Origin of the sequence: Pseudomonas tructae (assembly GCF_004214895.1) — a bacterium.
GTDB lineage: Bacteria > Pseudomonadota > Gammaproteobacteria > Pseudomonadales > Pseudomonadaceae > Aquipseudomonas > Aquipseudomonas tructae.
In genome coordinates this window covers 3,236,556-3,256,757 of the sequence record NZ_CP035952.1, presented here as the reverse complement: position 1 = coordinate 3,256,757, position 20,202 = coordinate 3,236,556, and the positions used below count along the sequence as shown (strand labels likewise).

The window sequence follows — 20,202 nt, the reverse complement described above, 5'->3', positions numbered from 1 at the left end:
AAGCCCGCTCCCACAGAGTGGAGCCGGTAGGAGCGGGCTTGCCCCGCGATTAAGTTGTCAGGCCACCCGCGTCTGGTGCACCGGCAATTCGATCCTGAAGGTGGTGCCGACACCGACTTCGCTGAGCACGCGGATCTCCCCCCGGTGGCGCTTGATGATGCCGTAGGACAGCGACAAGCCCAGCCCGGTACCCTGGCCCACCGGCTTGGTGGTGTAGAAGGGGTCGAAGATTTTCTGCAGGCTGTCGGCGGGAATGCCGCAGCCGTCGTCAGCCACTTCGATCCACACCTGCTCGCCCTCGCAGCCGCTGCGCAGGGTGATGGTGCCACGCTGCGGGCCCATAGCCTGGGCGGCGTTGACCACCAGATTCATGATCACCTGGTTGATCTGCGAAGGCAGGCACTCGACCTCCGGCAACGGCGCATAGGCCTTGACCAGGTCGGCCTTGTACTTGAGCTCGCTGGCAACGATGTTCAGGGTCGACTCGATCCCTTGCTGCAAATTGGCCCACTGCCAGTCCTGGCTCGAATCCACCCGGGAGAAATCCTTGAGGTCCTTGACGATTTGCCCGACGCGGCTGATGCCATCCTTGGACTCGCGGATCAGCAGCGGGATGTCGTCGAGGATGTAGTCCAGTTCGATCTCGGTACGCAGCGCCGCCAGGCTGGCACTCAAAGCTACCGGATCGATGGCGGTTTCTGCCTGGCGATAGGCCTTGAGCATGTCCTGCAGGCGGCTGAAATAGTCGTCCAGCGCCCCCAGGTTGGAGGACACAAAGCCGATCGGGTTGTTGACCTCGTGGGCAACGCCTGCGGCCAACTGGCCCAGGGAGGCCAGCTTTTCCGATTGCACCAGCTGGCTTTCCAGCAGCGTGCGCTCGTCGATCTCGCGCTGCAGCGCGGTGCTGGCCTGGGTCAGGGCCAGGGTGCGGCGTTCGACCCGCTGCTCCAGTTCATCATTGGCGCCCATCAGGGCGCGGTTGACCCGGTTGATTTCACTGAAACTGCGCAGCAGGCATACCGCCATGTACAACAGCAACAGCATCAGCAGCGTGGAAAACACCAGCAGGTAGAAGTGATAACGCTGGTCGATCAGCAGGGCGGCACGTTCATCGCGGTCGAGCATCTGGGTGATGGTGTCCAGGCGCTCGGCCACCGCCACCGCTTCGATCTGCTCGAGCAACTGATTGACCTTGGGCTGCTCACGCAGAATCAAGGCGATGTGGCTGCTGAGGATATCGATGGGGTTGTGGAACTCGGCGGGCAGGCGCTCCTTGTTGACCGCCAGCTTGTTCAGGCCCACGAGGATGTCGGCCGCCTTGTCATCGGTGGTCATCTGGGCGAATTCCAGGCTGCTGAGCATCAGGTCGTAGGTGTCGGTGGCGATGCTGTGCAAGCGCAAGGTGTCGGCGGCGTCCAGTTGCCCCAATCGCACCTGGATGCCATCGGCGGCGGTGGGCAGGAACGCCAGGGAGTTGCGCAAGATGGCGTTATGCGACTTGAACCGCTCGACCCACCGCGATTTGTCCTCAAGCGCCTGCTGGTAGTCGGTGTAAGCCGCGCGCCAGGCTGGGGTCGCCGCATGCCGGTGATGGGCTTCGATGCTGTCAAAGGCGCGCCACAGTTGTTTCATCTCCACCAGTGGTGACACCAGCGGGTCATAGTTGTAGTTGATGGTGGTACGCGCCTTGAGTATCTCGTTTTCCCATTGCGAGTCGTTCTGCCTGATTTGCCGGATCAGGTCGCGAGTCTGGGCGTAGGTGTCACTTTCATCGGCCTTGGACATCAGGTACAGGTACACAAGCACCGAGGCCAGCAGCGCGGCGCTGGTGGCCAGCAACAGGAAACTACGGCGGCGGGTCAGCATCATAGCGGCTTGCCTTGCCATTGGCCGGTGAGGGTCTTGAGGAACTGGATGATCAGTGCCTTGTCTTCGTCGCTCGGCGTGCGGCCCAGCTGGTAGCGGAACATCACATCCACCGCAGCCTCCAGGGTGGCGGCCGAGCCATCGTGAAAGTACGGGGCAGTGACGGCGACATTGCGCAGGCTGGGCACTTTGAACACATGGCGATCCTCCTCGTCGCCGGTGACGTTAAAGCGCCCCAGGTCGGCCGGGGTCGGGTTGCCGCGGTCCTTGAAGTAGTCGCCCAGTACGCCAAATTTCTGCAGCATGTTGCCGCCAATATTGACCCCCTGGTGACAGGCGATGCAGCCGTACTCCTGAAAGCGCTGATAACCGTATTTTTCATCGATGCTCAGGATCGCCGTATCGCCCTGCAGGTAACGGTCGAAGCGCGAGCCGGGGGTGAGCAAGGTGCGCTGGAAGCTGGCCAGGGCATTTTGCACGCTGTGTTCATCGACGCCCTGGTCATAGGCCCGGGCGAAGCCTGCGCGGTAGCCGGGGTCATTGGCGATACGTTGCACCACCACCTGCCAGTCGCTGCCCATCTCAGCGGGGCTCTGCACCACCAGGTGCGCTTGCTCCTCCAGGGTTTGCGCGCGGCCGTCCCAGAACTGGCGGGCGTTGAGGCTGGCGTTGAACACGCTGGGGGTGTTGACCGGCAAGGGTTTGCCATCGATACCGGGGGACAGCGGTTGATTGTCGGCACCGCCCTGGTCAAGCCGGTGGCAACTGGCGCAGGACAGGCTGTTGTCACTCGACAGGCGCGGGTCGTTGAACAATCTGCGGCCCAGCTCGACGCGCTCCGGTGCAAGCTCGGGCACCGGCGGCAAGGGCGAGAGCGGGCCACCCACGGTCTGCGCCAGGGCGACGGCTGGCAGCAGTGCCAGCAGACGCAGCCAAAGGACGATAGGCATCGAGCAACCCTCCGTGGTGACAATGCGCTATAAGCCTGAGAATAGTCAGGCCAGGGCGTGCGCGCTAACCGCCAGGGCAAATGTCATCTAGCCTGTGATCAGGAACAATTGTTGAGACAGGGAAGGCAGCATGGATGAAGCCGAAGTGGAAAAGCCGGTGGTGTTGCTGGTGGACGATGAGGTCTCGATCCTCAACAGCCTGCGGCGCTTGTTGCACAGCCAGCCGTATGAGGTGGTGCTGGCCGAAAGTGCAGCCCAGGCCCTGGAAGTGCTTGAGCAACGCCAGGTCAGCCTGGTGATCAGCGATGCGCGCATGCCCAACATGGATGGCGCCACCTTGCTTGCGCTCGTGCATCAGCGCTTTCCCGCTACCTTGCGCATCCTGCTCACCGGTTATGCCGACATGGACACCGTGGCCAAGGCGATCAATGACGGCCAGATCCATCGCTACATCAGCAAGCCCTGGAACGACGAAGAGTTGCTGGTGACCCTGCGCCAGGCCCTGGCCTACCAGCACTCGGAAAGCGAACGACGGCGCCTGGAGCAACTGACCCAGACGCAGAACCAGCAACTCAAGGCGCTCAACGCCACCCTCGAACAACGTGTTGCGGCGCGCACCGCCGAGCTGCAGCAGACGGCCGACATGCTCGACCTGGCCTATGAGGAGCTCAAGCGCAGCTACGTGACCGGCACCGAAGTGTTTTCGCTGCTGGCCAACCTGCGCCTGCCCAAGGCCAAGCAGACCAATCGCCAGGTCATCGAGCTGATACGTGTCTACTGCACCCGGCATGGCCTGGATGAAAGCCGCAGCCGCGACCTGACTATGGCGGCGGCGCTGTACAACATCGGCAAGATGAGCTGGAACGACAGCATGCTGACTTGCCCAGCGGACCTGCTGCCACACACCGAACGTGATCTGTACCGGGCCTACCCGAAACAGAGCGAATCGTTGGTGATGACCCTGGAACCGCTAAAGGAGGCGGCGCAGTTGGTGCTTTACCATCAGGAGCGCTGGGATGGCACAGGCTTTCCCGAGCGCCTGAAGGGTGAAGCCATCCCCCTGGGTGCCCGCTGGCTGAAGCTGGCTGTGGATTTCATCGAGTTGCAACGCGGCCTGGTACTGGAGCGGCAGATGAACAGCGATGAAGCGCTGGTCTACATCCGCAAGTATGCCGGCAGGCTGTATGACCCGGGGCTGGTGGAGGATTTCGTCAACGTCTGCGCCGAGTTCCTCAGTGACGTGACCCTGGCCGATCCGTCAGTCAAGGTCGTGACGACTCGCGAGCTGGTGGGCGGCATGGTCCTGGCGCGCAACCTCAACGCCGACAACGGCATGCTCTTGCTCAATGCCGGCAAAGTGCTGAGTGAAGCGCTGGTGGAAAAACTGATTGCCTTCGAAACCATGGAGGGTGGCCAGTACAGTGTGTTCGTCAAGGTGCCGGATAATTGAGTGGAGTACAAATGTACCCTGTGGGAGCGGGCTTGCCCCGCGATAGCATTCTGTCAGCCACATCGCATCGCGGGGCAAGCCCGCTCCCACCGGGACGGTGTACTCAAGAGCGCTACAAACCTCAGCCGCCGGTCATGTTCATGAACCGCAGAATCTGCACCTGGTCGTTGACATCGAAGGTGTGGCTGTAGGGCTTGAGGGTCATGGCCTGGCGGATGGCCTTGTCCAGGCGCGCCGTATCACCGGGGTGGGCGCGCAGCACCTGCTTGAGGTCACTGGCGTGCTCGTTGCCCAGGCACAGCAACAAGCGCCCCTCGACCGTCAGGCGCACGCGGTTGCAGGTGCCGCAGAAGTTGTGGCTGTGGGGCGAAATAAAACCGATGCGAATGTCCGGGGCCTCGGCCAGGCGCCAGTAGCGCGACGGCCCTTGGGTCGACTCGGCAGATTCGAGCAAGGTGAAATGCTCGGCGATACGTGCGCGCACTTCATCGCTTGAGCAATAGGACTCGCTGCGTTGGTGTTCGCTGATCACGCCCAGGGGCATTTCTTCGATAAAACAAATGTCCAGCTGGCGGTCGATGGCAAAGCGCACCAGTTCGACCACCTCATCATCGTTGCGGCCCTTGAGCACCACGCAGTTGAGCTTGGTGCGGCGAAAGCCTGCGGCCCGGGCGGCATCGATGCCGGCGATGACCCGGGCCAGTTCGCCCGTGCGGGTCATGGCCTTGAAACGCTGGGCGTCGAGGCTGTCGAGGCTGATGTTCAGGCGCGCCAGGCCTGCATCGAACAAGGGTTGGGCCAGGCGCACCAGTTGCGAGCCATTGCTGGTCATGCACAGCTCACGCAGGCCGGGCAGGGCGGCGAGGCGCGAGCACAGCTCGACAATGCCTGCGCGCACCAGCGGCTCACCCCCGGTCAGGCGGATCTTGCGCGTGCCCATGGCCACGAAGCGTTCGGCGACCTGGTACAGCTCTTCAAGGGTGAGGATGCGCTGGCGTGGCAGGAACTGCATGTCTTCGGCCATGCAATAGACGCAGCGAAAGTCGCAGCGGTCGGTGACCGACATGCGCAGGTAATCGATTTTCCGACTGTAGCCGTCGACCAGTTGTGTGCCATGTGCACTCATGAAAAGCGGGGTCTCTTGTCGCGCGGCGCGAAACGCATTGCCGATGGGAGGGGTGATGATTGCCGAGGGTAGGTAGCGCTCACTCCTGCGTCAAATCACTTTTAATGACCAATCGATAAGGCCCGTCTATCGACCGCCCTTGTGCAGCAGGGCAGGGAACTCCCCAGCCCCAACGGCAATCCTAGTTGTTGTTAGGTACTCTTTATCCGGAGGCACCATCATGCGCCGTCTACTGCTCGTTTCTTCGCTTGTGCTCTGTCTGCCCTTTGGCTCGGCCCTGGCCCGCGTCGATGCCGGTGATGTCGCCACCTCGGCCGGGGTATCGGCTTCGCTGTATTCGACCTTCAAGGATGACAAACGCATCATCCCGGCGCGAGACGACGCCTCGTCGTTCATCGCCAGTGACGGTGCCATCCGTGGGGTGTACCTGGAGTCGATGCTGCAGAGCATCCGCGCACAGAACCCGGACCTTAAGGCCAGTGATGAAGAACTGGCCCGGGCTATTTTGCTGCAGGACGAGTTTGGCGCCGGGCGCTAAGCGCCGGTGTTGGCGGTGATCAGTTGCGATCAATCCACACCGTCTGCGCGTTGCAGAACTCGCGGACCCCGAAGTGCGACAGCTCACGGCCAAAGCCGCTTTTTTTCACGCCGCCGAAGGTTACCCGTGGGTCACTGGCGCAGTAGCCGTTGATGAACACGCCACCGGTGTCCAGTTCATCGGCCAGTTGCTGTGCCAGGGCCGCGTTGCCGGTGTAAATCGTCGAAGCCAGGCCGAACTCACTGTCGTTGGCAAGCTCCAGGGCGTGGCGGGCATTGCGGGCGGTGATGATCGACGCCACCGGGCCGAACAGCTCCTGCTTGAACGAGGTCATCTGGTCGGTAACGTCGGCGAGCACGGTTGGCTGGTAGTAGTTGCCCTGTCCTTGGACCTTGCCACCGCCCAGCAGCAGGGTCGCGCCTTCGGCCAGGGTGGCCTGGACCTGTTGATCAAGCTCCTCGCGCAGATCGAAGCGGGCCATGGGGCCGATGTAGGTGTCGGCGTTGTGCGGGTCGCCCATGACAAGGGCCTGGGTGGCTTCGACGAACTTGCGGGTGAATGCCTCGACCACCCCTTGCTCGACAATCAGGCGCTTGGCGGCCGCACAGACCTGGCCGGTGTTCTGGTAGCGGCCGATCACCGCAGCCTTGACCGCTTCGTCGAGGTTGGCATCGTTGAGGACGATGAACGGATCGGAACCGCCCAGCTCCAGCACGCATTTTTTCAACGCCGCACCGGCTTGGGCGCCGATGGCCATGCCAGCGCGTACGCTGCCGGTCAGGGTTACGGCCGCGATGCGCGGATCGGCAATCGCCTTGCTCACGCCTTCAGGGGTGACGTTGATGACTTCGAACACACCCGCCGGGAAGCCGGCCCGCTGGAACGCATCAAGCAGCAAGTAGGCGCTGCCCATTACGTTCGGGGCATGCTTGAGCACGTAGGTATTGCCGGCCAGCAGTGCTGGAACCGCGCCCCGCAGCACCTGCCAGATCGGAAAATTCCACGGCATTACCGCCAGCAGCGGGCCGAGCGGGCGGTACTCGATACGGGCCTGGCCGACAGGCACCGGGGCCGGTTCTGCCTGGAGCATGGCCGGACCGTTGGCTGCGTACCATTCACACAGCTGGGCGCATTTTTCGATTTCGCCCCTGGCCTGGGCGACCGGCTTGCCCATTTCGTCGGTGATCATCCGCGCCATGGCCAGCGCGTTATCACGCAAGGCACCGGCCAAGGCCAGCAACAGCTCGGTACGGGTGTCCACCGGTGTACGCCGCCAATTGGCAAAACCCTGGGTGGCGCGGGCCAGAGCAGCGTCGAGCACGGCGTCGCTTTCATAGGCGTAGTGGCCGATCTGTTCGCCGCTAGCAGGGTTGATCGACAAAGCGTGGGTGTGAAGGTTAATAGCGGTCATCACGGCGGTCCTGATAAGAGGAGAACGCTTTCAGAGTACTGCGTTGTGCCTTTGCCTAAAATTGAATAATACTGAGCAAAACATTCACGCAGCGAGAATGATGATGGATCTGGTGCAACTGGAAATGTTCAAGGCGGTAGCCGAGCAGGGCAGCATCAGTGCGGCGGCCCAGCATATCCATCGGGTGCCGTCGAACCTGACCACACGGATCAAGCAGTTGGAGCAGGAACTGGGTGCCGAGCTGTTCATCCGCGAGAAAAGCCGCTTGCGTCTGTCGCCGGCAGGCTGGAACTTTCTCGACTATGCCCGGCGTATTCTTGAACTGGTCGCGCAAGCGCGGCTGACCGTGGCCGGTGACGAGCCGCAAGGGTCCTTTGCCCTGGGCTCGCTGGAAAGTACTGCCGCCGTGCGCATCCCGTCGCTGTTGGCGGCTTACAACCAGGCCTATGCCAAGGTCGAACTGGACCTGACCACCGGGCCTTCGGGGGCAATGATCGACGGCGTTCTGGGCGGGCGCCTGAGCGCAGCCTTTGTCGACGGGCCGGTGCTGCACCCGGCGCTGGAGGGGGTGCCGGTGTTCGTCGAGGAGATGGTGCTGATCGCACCGCTCAACCATGCGCCGATCACCCGTGCGGCAGAGGTCAACGGCATGACCATCTACGCCTTTCGCGCCAACTGCTCCTACCGTCATCACTTTGAACGCTGGTTTGCCGATGACGAAGCGGTGCCGGGCAAGATCATCGAAATGGAGTCCTACCACGGCATGCTCGCCTGCGTCAGTGCCGGTGCCGGCCTGGCGTTGATGCCGCGCAGCATGCTGGAAAGCATGCCCGGTTGCAGTACAGTGAGCGTCTGGCCGCTGTCCCAGCGTTTTCGCTACCTGCGCACCTGGCTGGTGTGGCGCCGGGGCACGGTGACGCGCAGCCTGAGCACCTTTGTCCAATTACTGGAGGAGCGCGGCGAAGTGCTCAAGGCTGAAGATGACAGGTAGGAGCGGGCTTGCCCCGCGATAGTCTTCTGCCATCCACCTCGCATCGTGGGTCAAGTCGGGTCGCCGCATCGCCGCTCCCACTGGCTGAGCAACTGATCGGCCAGCTCGGCATTGATCGCCACCAGTTTGGCAATGTCTTGCCGCGCCTTGAGCAGTTCGGTATTCAGGTACTCGGCCTCGTTGGTCATCAGCACGGCCTGATGCTTCCACATTTGCACCAGGGTCGGTGAATCAGGTAAGCAGAAGTCTTCTTCGTAGTCGTTCATCATGGCGGCCCGCTGTTGCTGTATGCATATACAGTAATTCAAGTTTGCAACTGTTTGCCAGCCCATCCGACAAACTGCACCGCGTTGGCATTGTCCAACCCCCATTGCCCCCCCACCAGGACAGCCATGGCAGCACAGCGCACCGCCCACAGGGAGATTGCCCTGGACCTGCTCAAGTGGCTGGCAATCATCAGCATGGTTGCCGACCACCTGCGTTTCCTCTGGCCTGAGCAAGTCTGGCTGTTCATGGTCGGGCGCCTGGCGTTCCCCTGGTTCTGCCTGGCGATTGCCGCCAATGTTGCCCGTTCGCTGCCCGGGCAGGTGTACACCCGGGCCAATGCCCGCTACCTGATCGGCTTGCTGGTGTTTTCATTGATCTCCGAGCCGCCTTACCGCTGGCTGAATGTCGACTCGCCAACCCTCAGCGTCATGCCAACCCTGACCCTCGGCCTGCTGGTCGCCTGGGGCGTGCACCATCGCCGACCCGTGATGGGCCTGTTAGCGTTGCTGGCGTTGGTAGTCGGGGCAGGGGCGGCCAAATGGCTGATGTACGGGGTGCCCGGCGTGTTGCTGCCCGCAGCATTCGTGCTGGCCTTGCGTTTGCGCGGTGTGGCCTGGCTGTTGCCCGGGGTGACGGCGGCGATGGCCAACCTCACTGATCTCTGGCTTGCACAGCACTCCTTGCATCCGCTTGCGTTGTTGGCCCTGGGCGTGGCGTTTTGCTCGGCGGGGCTTGGGTTGGCGATGCTGCGCCTGGGCTGGCGCCAACACATCTGGCCGATAGGGCGCTGGGGTTACGCCTTCTATCCGCTGCACCTGGCGTTGATCAAGGCGCTGATCGAACTCAGTCGCTAACGCCTTCTATACTCAGGTCACCGACTGGTTCACCCGCTGCAGTACCGCCGACCCAGGACCACTTGATCAAAAAGGGCATGATCAAAGCCCGGGTGTGAGCATCATGACTATTCACTGGGGGTACCTGTTGCTGGCGGCGATGCTGATCGCCTCCATTGTCGTGCTTGCCTGCGGCGCAGCCTTGGCCCGGCGGCGCCGACGGGAGGAGTCGGTTGCCCGGCAAAACCCGCGCAAGCCCGACCCGTAAAATCCTCGTCGGCAATGGGCTGCCAGGCAGGCAGCCCGGCCTGGATCAGATCACTACACCCTGGCTGCGCAGGTAGTCATCGTAGGTACCGCTGAAGTCGATGACACCGCTTGGGCTCAGCTCGATGATGCGGGTTGCCAGCGAGGAGACGAACTCACGGTCGTGGCTGACGAAGATCAGCGTGCCCGGGTAGTTTTCCAGCGCCAGGTTGAGCGCCTCGATCGATTCCATGTCCAGGTGGTTGGTCGGTTCGTCCATGATCAGCACGTTGGGCTTTTGCAGGATCAGCTTGCCGAACAGCATGCGGCCTTGCTCACCACCGGAGATCACCTTGACCGACTTGAGGATCTCGTCGTTGGAGAACAGCATGCGCCCCAGGGTGCCACGGATCACTTGTTCGCCCTGGGTCCATTGGCCCATCCAGTCGAACAGGCTGACGTCTTCTTCGAAGTCGTGGGCGTGGTCCTGGGCGTAGTAGCCGAGCTCTGCGCTTTCGGTCCATTTCACCGCACCGGCATCCGGGCTCAGCTCACCGACCAGGGTACGCAGCAGGGTGGTTTTGCCGATCCCGTTGGGGCCGATGATCGCCACGCGCTCGCCGGCTTCAACGGTGAAGCTGAAGTTCTTGAACAGGGTCTTGCCGTCGAAGCCCTTGGACATCTGCTCGATGGTCACGGCCTGACGGTGCAGCTTTTTGGTCTGTTCGAAGCGGATGAACGGGCTGACCCGGCTCGATGGCTTGACCTCGGCCAGCTGGATCTTGTCGATCTGCTTGGCCCGCGAGGTGGCCTGCTTGGCTTTCGAGGCGTTGGCCGAGAAGCGGCTGACGAAGGTCTGCAGTTCGGCGATCTGGGCTTTTTTCTTGGCGTTGTCCGACAGCAGTTGCTCGCGCGATTGGGTCGCGGCGGTCATGTACTCATCGTAGTTGCCCGGGAACAGGCGCAGCTCGCCGTAGTCCAGGTCAGCCATGTGGGTGCAGACGCTGTTGAGGAAGTGACGGTCGTGGGAAATGATGATCATGGTGCTGTTACGCGCCGTGAGAATATTTTCCAGCCAGCGAATGGTGTTGATGTCCAGGTGGTTGGTCGGTTCGTCGAGCAGCAGCACTTCCGGATCCGAGAACAGCGCCTGGGCCAGCAGTACGCGCAGCTTCCAGCCTGGGGCGACTTCGGTCATCGGGCCGAAATGCTGTTCCAGCGGGATACCCAGGCCCAGCAGCAGCTCACCGGCGCGGGATTCGGCGGTGTAGCCGTCCATCTCGGCGAACTCGGTTTCCAGCTCCGCGACAGCCATGCCGTCTTCTTCGGTCATTTCTGGCAGCGAATAAATGCGATCGCGCTCGGCCTTGACCTTCCACAGCTCTTCGTGGCCCATGATCACGGTATCGATCACGGTGAATTCTTCGTAGGCGAACTGATCCTGGCGCAGCTTGCCCAGGCGCACGTTCGGCTCGAGCATGACCTGGCCGGCGGACGGCTCCAGGTCGTTGCCGAGGATTTTCATGAAGGTCGACTTGCCGCAGCCGTTGGCGCCGATCAGGCCGTAGCGGTTGCCGTTGTTGAACTTGACCGAGACGTTCTCGAACAAGGGCTTGGCGCCGAACTGCATGGTGATGTTAGCGGTAGAAATCAAGTGCTTATCCTGCGGGGGTTCCAGAGGTGTGTTTAGGTGCCGTCGCCTGATTTGGGCCAATTTTGGGCCAATCAGACTCTAGCCGGCAGCTTCTCCAGCTCCCTCCAATCCGAGGAGGAGCTGATCCATTTTGCGTAAGTAGAGAGCAACATCTCGACGCTATGGCCGAGCTGGTTCGCGATGAACGCGGGGTTCATCCCAGCCATTAGGCACATGGTTGCGTAGGTGTGGCGCGTGTCGTACTGCCGACGTTCACGGATGCTCAACGCGGTGAGCGCGAGCTTGAAGTGCTTGATTGTAACACTTGGCTCTCTGATCCACATCCCGCCTTTGCCTGGCTGGAACACAAATGAGCTGGTCGGCGTGGCGGACTTCGAAGCGATCCGACGAAGATCAGCCAGGCGCCTGGCCTGGCGCAAGGCGTGAAGCGCGCGCTCATTGAGCAGAATGACCCGGTGATGCTTCGTCTTGGTCCGGTCTTCGGGCTGGCCGTCGACGATAATGCGGCGGATGTTTGCGGTTCTCGCCTCCAGATCAATGTCATCCCACTGCAGACCCATGGCTTCCCCCGGGCGCAGCCCGGTGAATTAAGCGAACTCGAAGAACGGCGCATAGATCTGCGAGTACTTGCGCAGTGTCTTATAGAGGTAGGTGATAATTCGCTCGGCCTCTTCCCTGGTGTAGGGATCAACCACCTTCTTCACCACTTTCGGTTTGTCGAGCGATGTAGTGGGGTTTTTCGCGATCAGCCCGTCCAAGACCGCCGTTTTGAACACGCTTGCGAGCTTGATGATTGCATTGCGCTTCACGCCACTGGAGGACCACTCAATGTTGGCGATGATTCCTCGCAGCATGGTTGGCGTGATCATATCGATCCGGCGCAGGCCCAGGTACGGCATCCAATAGAGGTTGAAACTGCTCTTGTAGTTGTTACGGGTGCCCTGGCACATCCTGTCCTGGCCTGAGGGCGATCTGCGCACCATCACCCCAAGCGGCAGTACGCCGCTGCTGGGCCAGCCATTCGTGCATGGCGCCTGGGACTGCTGGCAGGCCTGTGCAGACTGGTATCAACGGGAGTGGGGGCGAGCCACCAGCGTTGTTTCAGGGCGCCAACCAGTGATAGCTTGTTGCCTTCATGCATGGATGAGGTGCTTATGGCTACCCGATTCAAAACGAACAGTGAACTCGAGGCCTGGGACCGCTACTTCGCAGCAGCGCTGAGCGCCTCGGTCGCACCAGCTGGGTTGAAGAACACGTCTATCAGCGCGCTGAATGAGGCTCTCGAACATGCAGCAGCGACCGCTGATGCCATGATGGTCATTCGGGGGCGAAGAGAGCCGAAGACTTGAGGCAAACGCCCAGCCCCGCGCTGGGCTTTTTGCGTCTGGTGCAAACCTTCCGTTTGCCTGTGTTAGATTTTAGGCTCCAACACGGAGGTGCCAATGAGCAACAGAGGGAAGGATCGCCAGATCGACAACATTGAGTTCAACGTCAGCGACATCAAGCGCAGCAAGGACTTCTATGGCGCGGTGTTCGGTTGGTGCTTCGTTGACTATGGCCCAACATACACCGAGTTCAGTGACGGTCGGTTAACCGGTGGCTTCACCACTGGCGAGCCAGTCAGGCCAGGCGGCCCACTGGTCATTTTGTACTCAGACGACCTCGCTGGCGCCGAGAGCAGGGTTGTGGCTGCTGGCGGCAAGATCAGCCGGGAAGTTTTTTCGTTTCCTGGTGGGAAGCGATTCCACTTCGTCGACCCAGATGGCTACGAGCTTGCTGTCTGGACAGCGGCGGTCTGAGGGAGATGGAGCCCAGCCTAGTGCTGGGCTTTTTGCATTTGGCTACCCGGTCAGCTCCGCGCTACAGTCACCCATTTCAAGGGAGGGATCACATGCGAATTCTGATAGGGGCGTTGGCGGTGGCGGTGCTGGCGGGGTGCGCCTCCATGGGGGAGCGTAGAGCCGAAGGTCCTGCTAAGGCCCTAGCTAGCACCAAAGCAGTGAACGAAGTTTCAGAATGTGTTTTGTTCGCTTGGCAGGAGCAGTCACTTGCTGGCGCCCATTACGACGCCTCTCTTCAGCCATTGCCTGGGGGTGGGAAGACTGTTGTAAGTGCCGGTCAGGTTGAGTTTGCAGATTTCAAGCCGGTAAACAACGGAACGAAAGTTGAGGTGTATTTTCAGTCCGGCTTGATGGATTGGCGAAAGAACAGACGAACCGAGGCAGTTCAACGCTGCCTTTAACATTGGCGGGATGGTCATTACAAGAACCCTTGTTGCCGCCTGCAAACCATAGAGGTGTGGACCATGGCTCGCTACGCTTCATCCTTCCCGCGCACAGCACCGTCATGGCGCTCTCTGATCTGTTCGCACGGGCTGACGCTCGAGCGGGAGAGCTGGCGAAAGCGTATGACCTTGCCCGAATAGCTGGGCTGGCGTGCGAGGCGTCCTATACTGCTCTGACCAAATAGCCGGAGCAGTAGAGTGAAGAAGACTACTGCGGGAATTATCGAGGCTGGCGAGCCGCTTATTCGCTAAGCAATAGATGCAATCCGGCTGAACCACCAAGCGAAAGCGGCTGCTGCAGCACCGGAGGAGTTGAGCACTTGCGCCTGCTGGCTGAGTCATTTGGTGGATTATCAGCTGCGGGGTCTTGATCGTCAGCCCCTCACGCGTCACTGAGCTCGCGGGACAAATTTGTGGTCTTGGTATTTCCTAGCTCTTAAGAATCTTGAGCTATGTAAACTCTCTGCTAAGATGAGGGGCGGAAGTGTATATTTTATCGCTTTTGCCTGTTTTATCTTCTAAGGATGCTACTACATGGAGGTTTTATGGGGAACTCTGTAAAGATAACTTTTGAGAATGTTACGGGCCATACGTGGGAGCGTAACGATTATGACTTGAATATGGAGTGGGGGACTACCGATCCTTACCCGCCGTATGTGATGAATCCAATGAAAAAAAATCATTGGGGGGCGCATGGTGTAACGTCTGGATGTGAAGGGAAGGTAACTTATCGGTCGCGTGACAAGCCTGGTCTATCAATGAGAATTTCATTCGATAATCCTCTTGTCGGCAAAAATTCTTACTATGTTGATTTTTTTGGGGATACGTCGCTAACATTTGATGTTGAGAATCCAGGTGGGAATCATGCGAATCCTAAAATTATCATAAGGCACTCTGGTGACTTGCCTGATGATAATTAGGTTTTTAGTGTAAGGTTCCGGCGAGCACTCCTTCTGAATCTAAGTATTAAGGGTGTGCTCGCCAGCTCCTTGCGCTAATTCGATTATGCGAATCATCAAGGCAAAGAAAAGCCCACCAGGCGGGCTCGCGAGAGCGAGAGGCGGCCGCAGTCGCGGTGATCGACTGGCAGAGTTCGGAGCAGGACCGGGGCGGAGCCCGTGAAGATCAGCTGCTGGCCAAAGACAAAACCCACCACCAGGAGCTGACCAATGCTCAAGCAACCCAGGCTCGCCTGCGCGATCGTCTTGCTACTTCTGATCTCCGGTTGTCAGTCTTACTCGCCACCCCAGCCCAGGGTAGTGGCTGTGGGTTGCCAACCACCACCGGCCCCGCGACGCGAACTTGACCGAGCGGCTGCTCAACGAATTGTCGCCATCACAGATGCGGGCGATCAAGGATTAATTGCTCTGCAGGCATGTCAGGCTCATGTCCGCACAATCGCACAATAATGAATAAGGGAACAGGCGCAAAAGAAAGCCACATAAAATATTGGATAACTGAATCGCGAATCTGAAGTGGTTGCCCCCCCTCGAAGACACCATCGCCGTGTTTTAAGAATCGTCTTATGTCTATTGGTGAGGCTGTTCTTTATGATGGCTGTTTTCCTTAAGTATGCGTCGATATCGCGTTGTTTGGCGTGGGGGTTTTGATGGCTATTAATAGCTGTTCTGCGTTGTTTGCTAAAGTTTGTTTATTTTCGTTATGGTCATTCAGCTTTTGTGTTCAGGCTCAAATCAGCTTTGATGGGGCTACACGGTTTGTACTTAATAGTGACCAAAAACTAATCACGATGATCGCGGTCAATGAGGGTGCTGATACGGCACTGGTTCAAGTTATGCTTGAGCGGGGGGAACCTGATGACGCTGAGGATCTCCCACTGGCCATATCGAAACCGTTACTATTAATTCCCCCTTACGGCAAGGCTTCTATAGACATTATATATCAAGGGCAAGGGCTGCCAAATGATAGGGAGTCATATTTCCTTATAAAGGCTTTGGTTGTCCCTAAAAAGGCTAAGAACAAAAGCGAGGTGAGCTTGGCAGTTCAGCATAATTTGAAGCTTTTTTATAGGCCGGTTTTTGCGAGCTCTATTGAAAGTGCTTATGAAGAGATTAGCTGGACTAAGAGCGGTGATGTGGAAGCAGGCGTGGTTGAAAACAAATCACCTTATTATCTGACCATGACCAATATTCAATTTTTTAATCGCGGTGGTCAAGAATGCGGAAATGTCTTGAGCCACATGATGTTAAAGCCATTTCAGGCTGTCTCCGTCTCAGCCTTGGGATGCGGTAAAGATATTACCCATGTGAACTATCGGGTTGTCGGCGATTCGGGGATTACCTACGCAAGAACAGCAAAATTTCCATTAGTTACAGGGGTAGAAAAATCATGAAGTATCGAGAATTTATATTTGCGGCGTTGTTTTTCTTAATATGGATCCCTAAGAGCTATGCGCTGAAGTGCGAGCAAAAGGGAACCGCGTTAGTGAGTGATTCGTATCTGGTCAATACGAGCGTTGCAATACCGAACCAACTGCCTGCAGGTACGATCTTGTACCGGCAGCCTAGTCAAACTGTCGAAGTTTTGTGTTGGGTTGACATCAATGGCCAGTCAGAGGAGAACATATATTTTTATGTTAACCCTCGCAATGTTAGCGTTGGTGATGATATTGAGATTGGGGTGACATATGAAGGCAATGACTATCTTTCCTCTGCACTGGCAGGAGGTAAGCTCGACATCGGCTGGAGCGTAAGAGGGTGTCCTAATGAATTAGTTTGCGGGTCGCAAAAAGAGTCTAAGACAATGACGTACTCTATCTTCTTTGCAAAAAAATCTCCTGCAGGGGCAAGCAAGGAGGGACCGTTAATATCCATGGCTAACTATATGGCATTCCAGTTTGATGGCAAGGGCGGGGTCAGGCCGGGGAAAAGTTACAATTTGACAGTTAAAGGATTGGATCGCTTCAGGTACGTGCCATGTGTTTCGTCTATTGATATATTTCCGGGCTCTATTAATTTTGGTAGGTTTACATCATCTTCCGCCAAAGTCGGGGAGATTATTAAAGAGGTTCCGTTTGTTGTTAGTGAGCGCCGGAGTTGCGACGCTGTTTATGGGGTTGACGGGTATCTTGAGCCGATGAATGCAGTGCTGTCGGAAGACATGACAATACTTTTGCCGTCCAACAATAAGTCTGTTGGGATTAGTATTTTCAAAGGTTCCGGTCAGCAGGCAGTTAAGTTTAGAGAAGAGTTCGAGTTGACACCTAAAACCAGTCCGGTTGGCAACTCAGCTCAATTCACTGCAAGGCTTCAGTGGATGACGGATACCCCGATCTTGGGTGGTTTCGATGCTGGGGCCATTGTGAACATTTTTTACAAGTGAGTTTATATAGGGGGCGTGGTGCCGGCTCAGTCTTCTGCACATCGATTACGCTCCTAGCCGCTCAAATACCAAGAGAAATCTATACTGTTTCGACTAAATGAACGGAGCGGCAGAACGTGAAGAAGACCCTTGCGGGAGTTGTCGAAGCACGCGAGCCACTGATCCAGCAGGCTATCGATGCGCAGCGCCGCTACCAAGCATCCCAGGACGCCGGGCGGCCAGGAGAGGAGGTTGAGCGTCTGAGGCTGCAGGCCGAGTCGCTTTATCAGGCTGTCACTGAGTACCCGTTGCGTGCACTAGGCGGCGAAAGCGCAACACGGCACTAATCCGGCATGATCAGTTCGCCCACCGGTAGCGCACATTTCCCACTGCAGTGTTCTCCCTAAATCATTCGAACACATCCGATGCAGACGGAAAGTCAGACGTCCTTTAAATGCTTCACAGGTAATTCACGATAAAGGTCACCTCGGTGTTAGCGCTGCCCGCCCGGAGTTCTTCAGTGCCTAGACGGTAGTAGGCTGCGGATAGCGGGATCTTGAAGTTGAGGCCGGTCGTGGTGAACGCGTCGAACGGATAACTGGTATCGAGTGCGATGGGCTGGCCGAGAGCATTCATCAATTGCAGGCCGATACCTTTGGCGGTGGATTTGGCGTTGAGCGCAACAATGCCGTTCGGGCCATCGATGACCGGGGTGTTGGCCTTGAGCGAGTAGGTCACTTTCTTGATGCCGTTCTGGCATTGATTTAAGGCAATGTCGAAAGGCACCGTTCGCGGCTTGGCGCCAGCCTCGCGAAATTCCTGTAGTTGATAGTCGTCACCCATCACTACCGGCACGGATGGGGTCTGACAGGAGGCTGCATTCAATACGATGGGGTTGAGCAGGTTGAATTTTTTCAGGATCAGATCATCGTCTTGCAGGCTTGCCAGGTAGCCGGCATCGACGTTGACTTTGGCGTTCAGCTCACCCGTCTTGACAACTTCGAACCTGATACTGCCTACCCCCATGTTGTACCCGTTGCTCGGAACGATCGGTTGCAAAGACGTTTCATAACGACCCAGCATATCTGCCCAGATGCGGAACGACAGCCCTGTTCTACCCAGAGGTAAGGTTCTTTCTCCAGCGCTCACCGTGCCCAGCTTTGGATTGAGCGATACACCGTATAGCGAAGTTGCCGTGCACTTCCATAGATGATTTCTGGAGGCGTGCACTGTGTCTTGGTAGACGACTGTGCCATTGGGCGTGTCGATGGGGATGGTCAGACTTTGGTTCGCCAGATCGGCGCCGAAGTTAAGGGTCTCGGTGGTGGAGTTGATGGCTGTGCAGCTCCCGGCCATGGCGTCAGACATGCAAGTTAGCAACGCTGAGCCAAAAAAGGTGAGTAGCGGGCGCTGTGGTTGTAATTGCTTCATTGGGAGAAATTTACATGTCGGCCAGGAAGCGCCGTACGATAAACATGCAGCATGCTGATGGGCATCAGGCGATTCTTAAAGCACTGACCGAGTCCGCCGATGAAGGAAGTCGAGCACCTACGACTGAAGGCCGAGTCGTTGTACCAAGCAGTCACTGAATGCTAGTTGCGTTCGCTCGACGGTCCTGCGCGATCGCGGCAATGACTCATCTCCGGCCATCTGGTGCCGGCGGCATCGTGCCCCAGTTGGGGGGGCATCCGCCGAGCTGCCGATTCTTCAGTCCGGTATTTTCCACCAAGGCATCGGATAGCTTCCAGGTCATCTGCTCGATGCTTGCCTTCAGCTTGGTGATCTCGACGGCCTGGTCGTGATGGATGGCGACCAGCTTCTCGATGTTCTCCCGGGTCCGGTCGAGCTCATACCGTAGCTGTTCGCACTCGGCCTCAATCAGGCGAGCGTGCTGGCGCAACATTTGAGCAGGCGTGGGCATGCCCAGCGCGAAGCTGTCGTCTTCGATGATCACGGTGTCACCTACCAAACGCTTGATGAATTGGCCGCAATCGCCTGACTTCCCCGCACTCCAGCGTCGGCCTGTAGCGCCGCCCTGGATTATCGAGTCTGCTGACTTCTACCTTCTTTAAAATCCGCCTATCTGAAGGCGGATTCTTATGTAGCGCTAACCAGAAAGTTATCTATGCGACTTCTTTTTGTGTGGCGACTGTTTTTGATGTCTTTAGATTGGATAGTAGTTTTGATACGCTTATTTTTGAAGAATCCCTCAAGGGCTTTTCGATCAGGTGGTAAACCACCTCTGAAAGAATTAGTGAAACTCCTACGTTAATGGCGACGAAATATGCAAATGGCATATTTCCAAATCCGTATATGTCCATCAGTGAAGGTAGGTTTGTTACAACAAGCCAATGGGTCAGGTAGAGGCTGTAACTCGCATCGCCGAGCCTAACAAAGAAAGAGTTTGCCTTTAAATTGTTCCTTTCAAGCGTTAGCGCGATAGCAACTATACAGAAGGCTGAACCTCCGACAAGCAGAGGTCTGGAAAATGAACCCAAAGCGCTAACGACTGAACCAATTTGGTACAGGCCACCAAGGACTGCTACAGACACTGCTAGTGGAAGCAAAAGCTTCATGGTTAGCTTTTTAGCGTCAAAAAGCGAGTAAAGATAAACACCCAGAATGAATTCGATCATGAAAGGGTGCAGCAGTATGTTAAAAATCCCTGTCGGACGGAACTCAGCCAATGCGGAAGTCCAGCAATTACCACCAAGGCGAGTAGGGCTGTGAAGAACCTAGTTGGCCTGGCCCCGACCAGCAGGCAGACAGAAAACAACACATAGAACCAGAATTCATAAATTAGAGTCCAGCCAATGGAATAGATAGGGCCTCTATTCCAGTGGGTGAATGTCAGGGATTGCAGGAGCCAATCAAATGATGTTTTGGCAAAGTTGTACTGATCGCTAAGATACCACGGGCAGGAAGTCAGGTTTGGCGGGCATGAGATAGACATGAATGCAAGGATGTATGCGACGATTGTAAATCGCCAGTACAAAGGTATTACCCTGAAAAGCCTTCTGACTAAGAATTCAATCGATTTCTGCGGGGCGCTTCCCTTCATGCCTTTGGATACAAAGGCCATGATAAAGCCGGAAATGATAAAGAATACATCGACGCCAAAAGCACCGATTGCAAAAAGATCTGTTGGTATTCCGCTTCCCGCATATCGATTAATTAGTAGATGTGCGAATACCACAGAAAAGGCGGCGAAGAACCGCAGCGCCTGTATGTTGTTTATTGTTTCTCTCATTGCAATGCCGGTCCT

Annotated in this window: 20 protein-coding genes and 4 pseudogenes; 13 read left to right on the top strand and 11 right to left on the bottom strand. The window is 57.6% G+C overall.

What is annotated here, in order from left to right:
• Positions 1-57: 57 nt before the first annotated feature.
• Positions 58-1,869 (bottom strand): DAHL domain-containing protein, encoded by a 1,812-nt coding sequence (locus EXN22_RS14720; protein ID WP_130264744.1) that lies wholly within the window; start codon positions 1,867-1,869, stop codon positions 58-60.
• Positions 1,866-2,816, bottom strand: a complete 951-nt coding sequence (locus EXN22_RS14715) for a cytochrome-c peroxidase (protein WP_130264743.1) — start codon at positions 2,814-2,816, stop codon at positions 1,866-1,868. The genes EXN22_RS14720 and EXN22_RS14715 overlap by 4 nt, the downstream gene beginning before the upstream one ends.
• A 130-nt stretch (positions 2,817-2,946) precedes the next feature.
• Between EXN22_RS14715 and EXN22_RS14710 the strand changes: the two genes are divergently transcribed.
• Complete coding sequence (locus tag EXN22_RS14710) at positions 2,947-4,266, top strand: HD domain-containing phosphohydrolase (RefSeq protein ID WP_130264742.1); 1,320 nt, start codon at positions 2,947-2,949, stop codon at positions 4,264-4,266.
• 121 nt (positions 4,267-4,387) lie between these two features.
• On the opposite strand, the gene moaA is transcribed toward EXN22_RS14710, so the two are convergent.
• On the bottom strand, positions 4,388-5,392 hold the full coding sequence (moaA, locus tag EXN22_RS14705; RefSeq protein ID WP_130264741.1) for a GTP 3',8-cyclase MoaA: 1,005 nt from the start codon (positions 5,390-5,392) through the stop codon (positions 4,388-4,390).
• A 220-nt stretch (positions 5,393-5,612) separates the two neighbouring features.
• Between moaA and EXN22_RS14700 the strand changes: the two genes are divergently transcribed.
• Positions 5,613-5,930, top strand: coding sequence for a DUF2388 domain-containing protein (locus EXN22_RS14700; protein WP_130264740.1), 318 nt, complete (start codon positions 5,613-5,615; stop codon positions 5,928-5,930).
• A gap of 19 nt (positions 5,931-5,949) precedes the next feature.
• Here the strand turns inward: EXN22_RS14700 and EXN22_RS14695 are convergent, their stop codons facing one another.
• A complete protein-coding gene (locus EXN22_RS14695) occupies positions 5,950-7,341 on the bottom strand; it encodes an aldehyde dehydrogenase family protein (RefSeq protein WP_130264739.1) in 1,392 nt (463 codons plus the stop codon).
• 103 nt (positions 7,342-7,444) lie between these two features.
• Between EXN22_RS14695 and ptrR the strand changes: the two genes are divergently transcribed.
• Positions 7,445-8,332 (top strand): putrescine utilization regulator PtrR, encoded by an 888-nt coding sequence (ptrR, locus tag EXN22_RS14690; protein ID WP_130266830.1) that lies wholly within the window; start codon positions 7,445-7,447, stop codon positions 8,330-8,332.
• 50 nt (positions 8,333-8,382) lie between these two features.
• On the opposite strand, the gene EXN22_RS14685 is transcribed toward ptrR, so the two are convergent.
• Positions 8,383-8,601: a hypothetical protein gene (locus tag EXN22_RS14685; RefSeq protein WP_130264738.1), complete on the bottom strand. Its 219-nt coding sequence runs from the start codon at positions 8,599-8,601 to the stop codon at positions 8,383-8,385.
• Between the two features lie 123 nt (positions 8,602-8,724).
• Here EXN22_RS14685 and EXN22_RS14680 point away from each other — a divergent pair, with 123 nt between their 5' ends.
• Together EXN22_RS14680 and EXN22_RS26175 are read left to right on the top strand one after the other, a co-directional pair.
• Positions 8,725-9,453, top strand: coding sequence for a TraX family protein (locus EXN22_RS14680; RefSeq protein WP_130264737.1), 729 nt, complete (start codon positions 8,725-8,727; stop codon positions 9,451-9,453).
• Between the two features lie 103 nt (positions 9,454-9,556).
• Positions 9,557-9,700, top strand: coding sequence for a hypothetical protein (locus EXN22_RS26175; protein WP_165392215.1), 144 nt, complete (start codon positions 9,557-9,559; stop codon positions 9,698-9,700).
• 45 nt (positions 9,701-9,745) lie between these two features.
• Here EXN22_RS26175 and EXN22_RS14675 read toward each other — a convergent pair whose 3' ends face one another.
• The 3 genes from EXN22_RS14675 to EXN22_RS14665 form a co-directional block, all read right to left on the bottom strand.
• Positions 9,746-11,332 (bottom strand): ABC-F family ATPase, encoded by a 1,587-nt coding sequence (locus EXN22_RS14675; RefSeq protein ID WP_130264736.1) that lies wholly within the window; start codon positions 11,330-11,332, stop codon positions 9,746-9,748.
• 71 nt (positions 11,333-11,403) lie between these two features.
• On the bottom strand, positions 11,404-11,892 hold the full coding sequence (locus EXN22_RS14670) for a tyrosine-type recombinase/integrase (RefSeq protein WP_130264735.1): 489 nt from the start codon (positions 11,890-11,892) through the stop codon (positions 11,404-11,406).
• A 27-nt stretch (positions 11,893-11,919) separates the two neighbouring features.
• Positions 11,920-12,282, bottom strand: a complete 363-nt coding sequence (locus EXN22_RS14665) for a hypothetical protein (protein ID WP_130264734.1) — start codon at positions 12,280-12,282, stop codon at positions 11,920-11,922.
• Here EXN22_RS14665 and EXN22_RS26385 point away from each other — a divergent pair.
• The 8 genes and pseudogenes from EXN22_RS26385 to EXN22_RS14630 form a co-directional block, all read left to right on the top strand.
• Positions 12,269-12,415 (top strand): annotated as a pseudogene (locus EXN22_RS26385) (phage tail protein); the annotation flags it as partial. The gene EXN22_RS14665 and the pseudogene EXN22_RS26385 overlap by 14 nt on opposite strands.
• A gap of 359 nt (positions 12,416-12,774) precedes the next feature.
• Complete coding sequence (locus EXN22_RS14655; protein ID WP_130264733.1) at positions 12,775-13,131, top strand: VOC family protein; 357 nt, start codon at positions 12,775-12,777, stop codon at positions 13,129-13,131.
• A 92-nt stretch (positions 13,132-13,223) separates the two neighbouring features.
• Positions 13,224-13,574, top strand: coding sequence for a hypothetical protein (locus tag EXN22_RS14650; RefSeq protein WP_130264732.1), 351 nt, complete (start codon positions 13,224-13,226; stop codon positions 13,572-13,574).
• A 104-nt stretch (positions 13,575-13,678) separates the two neighbouring features.
• Positions 13,679-13,801: pseudogene (locus tag EXN22_RS14645) on the top strand (DUF2514 family protein); the annotation flags it as partial.
• 863 nt (positions 13,802-14,664) lie between these two features.
• Positions 14,665-15,025, top strand: a pseudogene (locus EXN22_RS26380) (lysis protein); the annotation flags it as partial.
• A gap of 200 nt (positions 15,026-15,225) precedes the next feature.
• Entirely contained in the window at positions 15,226-15,969 is a 744-nt protein-coding gene (locus EXN22_RS14640) for a fimbrial biogenesis chaperone (protein ID WP_130264731.1), read from the top strand.
• The gene (locus EXN22_RS14635; RefSeq protein ID WP_130264730.1) at positions 15,966-16,958 is read left to right on the top strand and encodes a fimbrial protein; all 993 of its coding nucleotides are present in this window, start codon (positions 15,966-15,968) and stop codon (positions 16,956-16,958) included. Before EXN22_RS14640 ends, EXN22_RS14635 begins: the two co-directional genes overlap by 4 nt.
• A gap of 116 nt (positions 16,959-17,074) precedes the next feature.
• Complete coding sequence (locus EXN22_RS14630) at positions 17,075-17,284, top strand: hypothetical protein (RefSeq protein WP_130264729.1); 210 nt, start codon at positions 17,075-17,077, stop codon at positions 17,282-17,284.
• A gap of 112 nt (positions 17,285-17,396) precedes the next feature.
• Here EXN22_RS14630 and EXN22_RS14625 read toward each other — a convergent pair whose 3' ends face one another.
• The 3 genes and pseudogenes from EXN22_RS14625 to EXN22_RS26535 form a co-directional block, all read right to left on the bottom strand.
• Positions 17,397-18,305 carry a fimbrial protein gene (locus EXN22_RS14625; protein ID WP_233281631.1) on the bottom strand — a complete coding sequence of 303 codons (909 nt, stop codon included), beginning with the start codon at positions 18,303-18,305 and terminating at the stop codon, positions 17,397-17,399.
• Between the two features lie 268 nt (positions 18,306-18,573).
• Positions 18,574-18,891 carry a hypothetical protein gene (locus EXN22_RS14620; RefSeq protein WP_130264727.1) on the bottom strand — a complete coding sequence of 106 codons (318 nt, stop codon included), beginning with the start codon at positions 18,889-18,891 and terminating at the stop codon, positions 18,574-18,576.
• 169 nt (positions 18,892-19,060) lie between these two features.
• Positions 19,061-20,187 (bottom strand): annotated as a pseudogene (locus EXN22_RS26535) (acyltransferase family protein).
• Positions 20,188-20,202 lie beyond the last annotated feature (15 nt).

What these genes read in the sequence shown, in the direction of transcription:
- EXN22_RS14720 (WP_130264744.1), bottom strand. Translation starts at nt 1,869, where the DNA reads ATGATGCTGACCCGCCGCCGTAGTTTCCTGTTGCTGGCCACCAGCGCC.
- EXN22_RS14715 (WP_130264743.1), bottom strand. Translation starts at nt 2,816, where the DNA reads ATGCCTATCGTCCTTTGGCTGCGTCTGCTGGCACTGCTGCCAGCCGTC.
- EXN22_RS14710 (WP_130264742.1), top strand. Translation starts at nt 2,947, where the DNA reads ATGGATGAAGCCGAAGTGGAAAAGCCGGTGGTGTTGCTGGTGGACGAT.
- moaA (WP_130264741.1), bottom strand. Translation starts at nt 5,392, where the DNA reads ATGAGTGCACATGGCACACAACTGGTCGACGGCTACAGTCGGAAAATC.
- EXN22_RS14700 (WP_130264740.1), top strand. Translation starts at nt 5,613, where the DNA reads ATGCGCCGTCTACTGCTCGTTTCTTCGCTTGTGCTCTGTCTGCCCTTT.
- EXN22_RS14695 (WP_130264739.1), bottom strand. Translation starts at nt 7,341, where the DNA reads ATGACCGCTATTAACCTTCACACCCACGCTTTGTCGATCAACCCTGCT.
- ptrR (WP_130266830.1), top strand. Translation starts at nt 7,445, where the DNA reads ATGGATCTGGTGCAACTGGAAATGTTCAAGGCGGTAGCCGAGCAGGGC.
- EXN22_RS14685 (WP_130264738.1), bottom strand. Translation starts at nt 8,601, where the DNA reads ATGATGAACGACTACGAAGAAGACTTCTGCTTACCTGATTCACCGACC.
- EXN22_RS14680 (WP_130264737.1), top strand. Translation starts at nt 8,725, where the DNA reads ATGGCAGCACAGCGCACCGCCCACAGGGAGATTGCCCTGGACCTGCTC.
- EXN22_RS26175 (WP_165392215.1), top strand. Translation starts at nt 9,557, where the DNA reads ATGACTATTCACTGGGGGTACCTGTTGCTGGCGGCGATGCTGATCGCC.
- EXN22_RS14670 (WP_130264735.1), bottom strand. Translation starts at nt 11,892, where the DNA reads ATGGGTCTGCAGTGGGATGACATTGATCTGGAGGCGAGAACCGCAAAC.
- EXN22_RS14665 (WP_130264734.1), bottom strand. Translation starts at nt 12,282, where the DNA reads ATGTGCCAGGGCACCCGTAACAACTACAAGAGCAGTTTCAACCTCTAT.
- EXN22_RS14655 (WP_130264733.1), top strand. Translation starts at nt 12,775, where the DNA reads ATGAGCAACAGAGGGAAGGATCGCCAGATCGACAACATTGAGTTCAAC.
- EXN22_RS14650 (WP_130264732.1), top strand. Translation starts at nt 13,224, where the DNA reads ATGCGAATTCTGATAGGGGCGTTGGCGGTGGCGGTGCTGGCGGGGTGC.
- EXN22_RS14640 (WP_130264731.1), top strand. Translation starts at nt 15,226, where the DNA reads ATGGCTATTAATAGCTGTTCTGCGTTGTTTGCTAAAGTTTGTTTATTT.
- EXN22_RS14635 (WP_130264730.1), top strand. Translation starts at nt 15,966, where the DNA reads ATGAAGTATCGAGAATTTATATTTGCGGCGTTGTTTTTCTTAATATGG.
- EXN22_RS14625 (WP_233281631.1), bottom strand. Translation starts at nt 18,305, where the DNA reads ATGTCTGACGCCATGGCCGGGAGCTGCACAGCCATCAACTCCACCACC.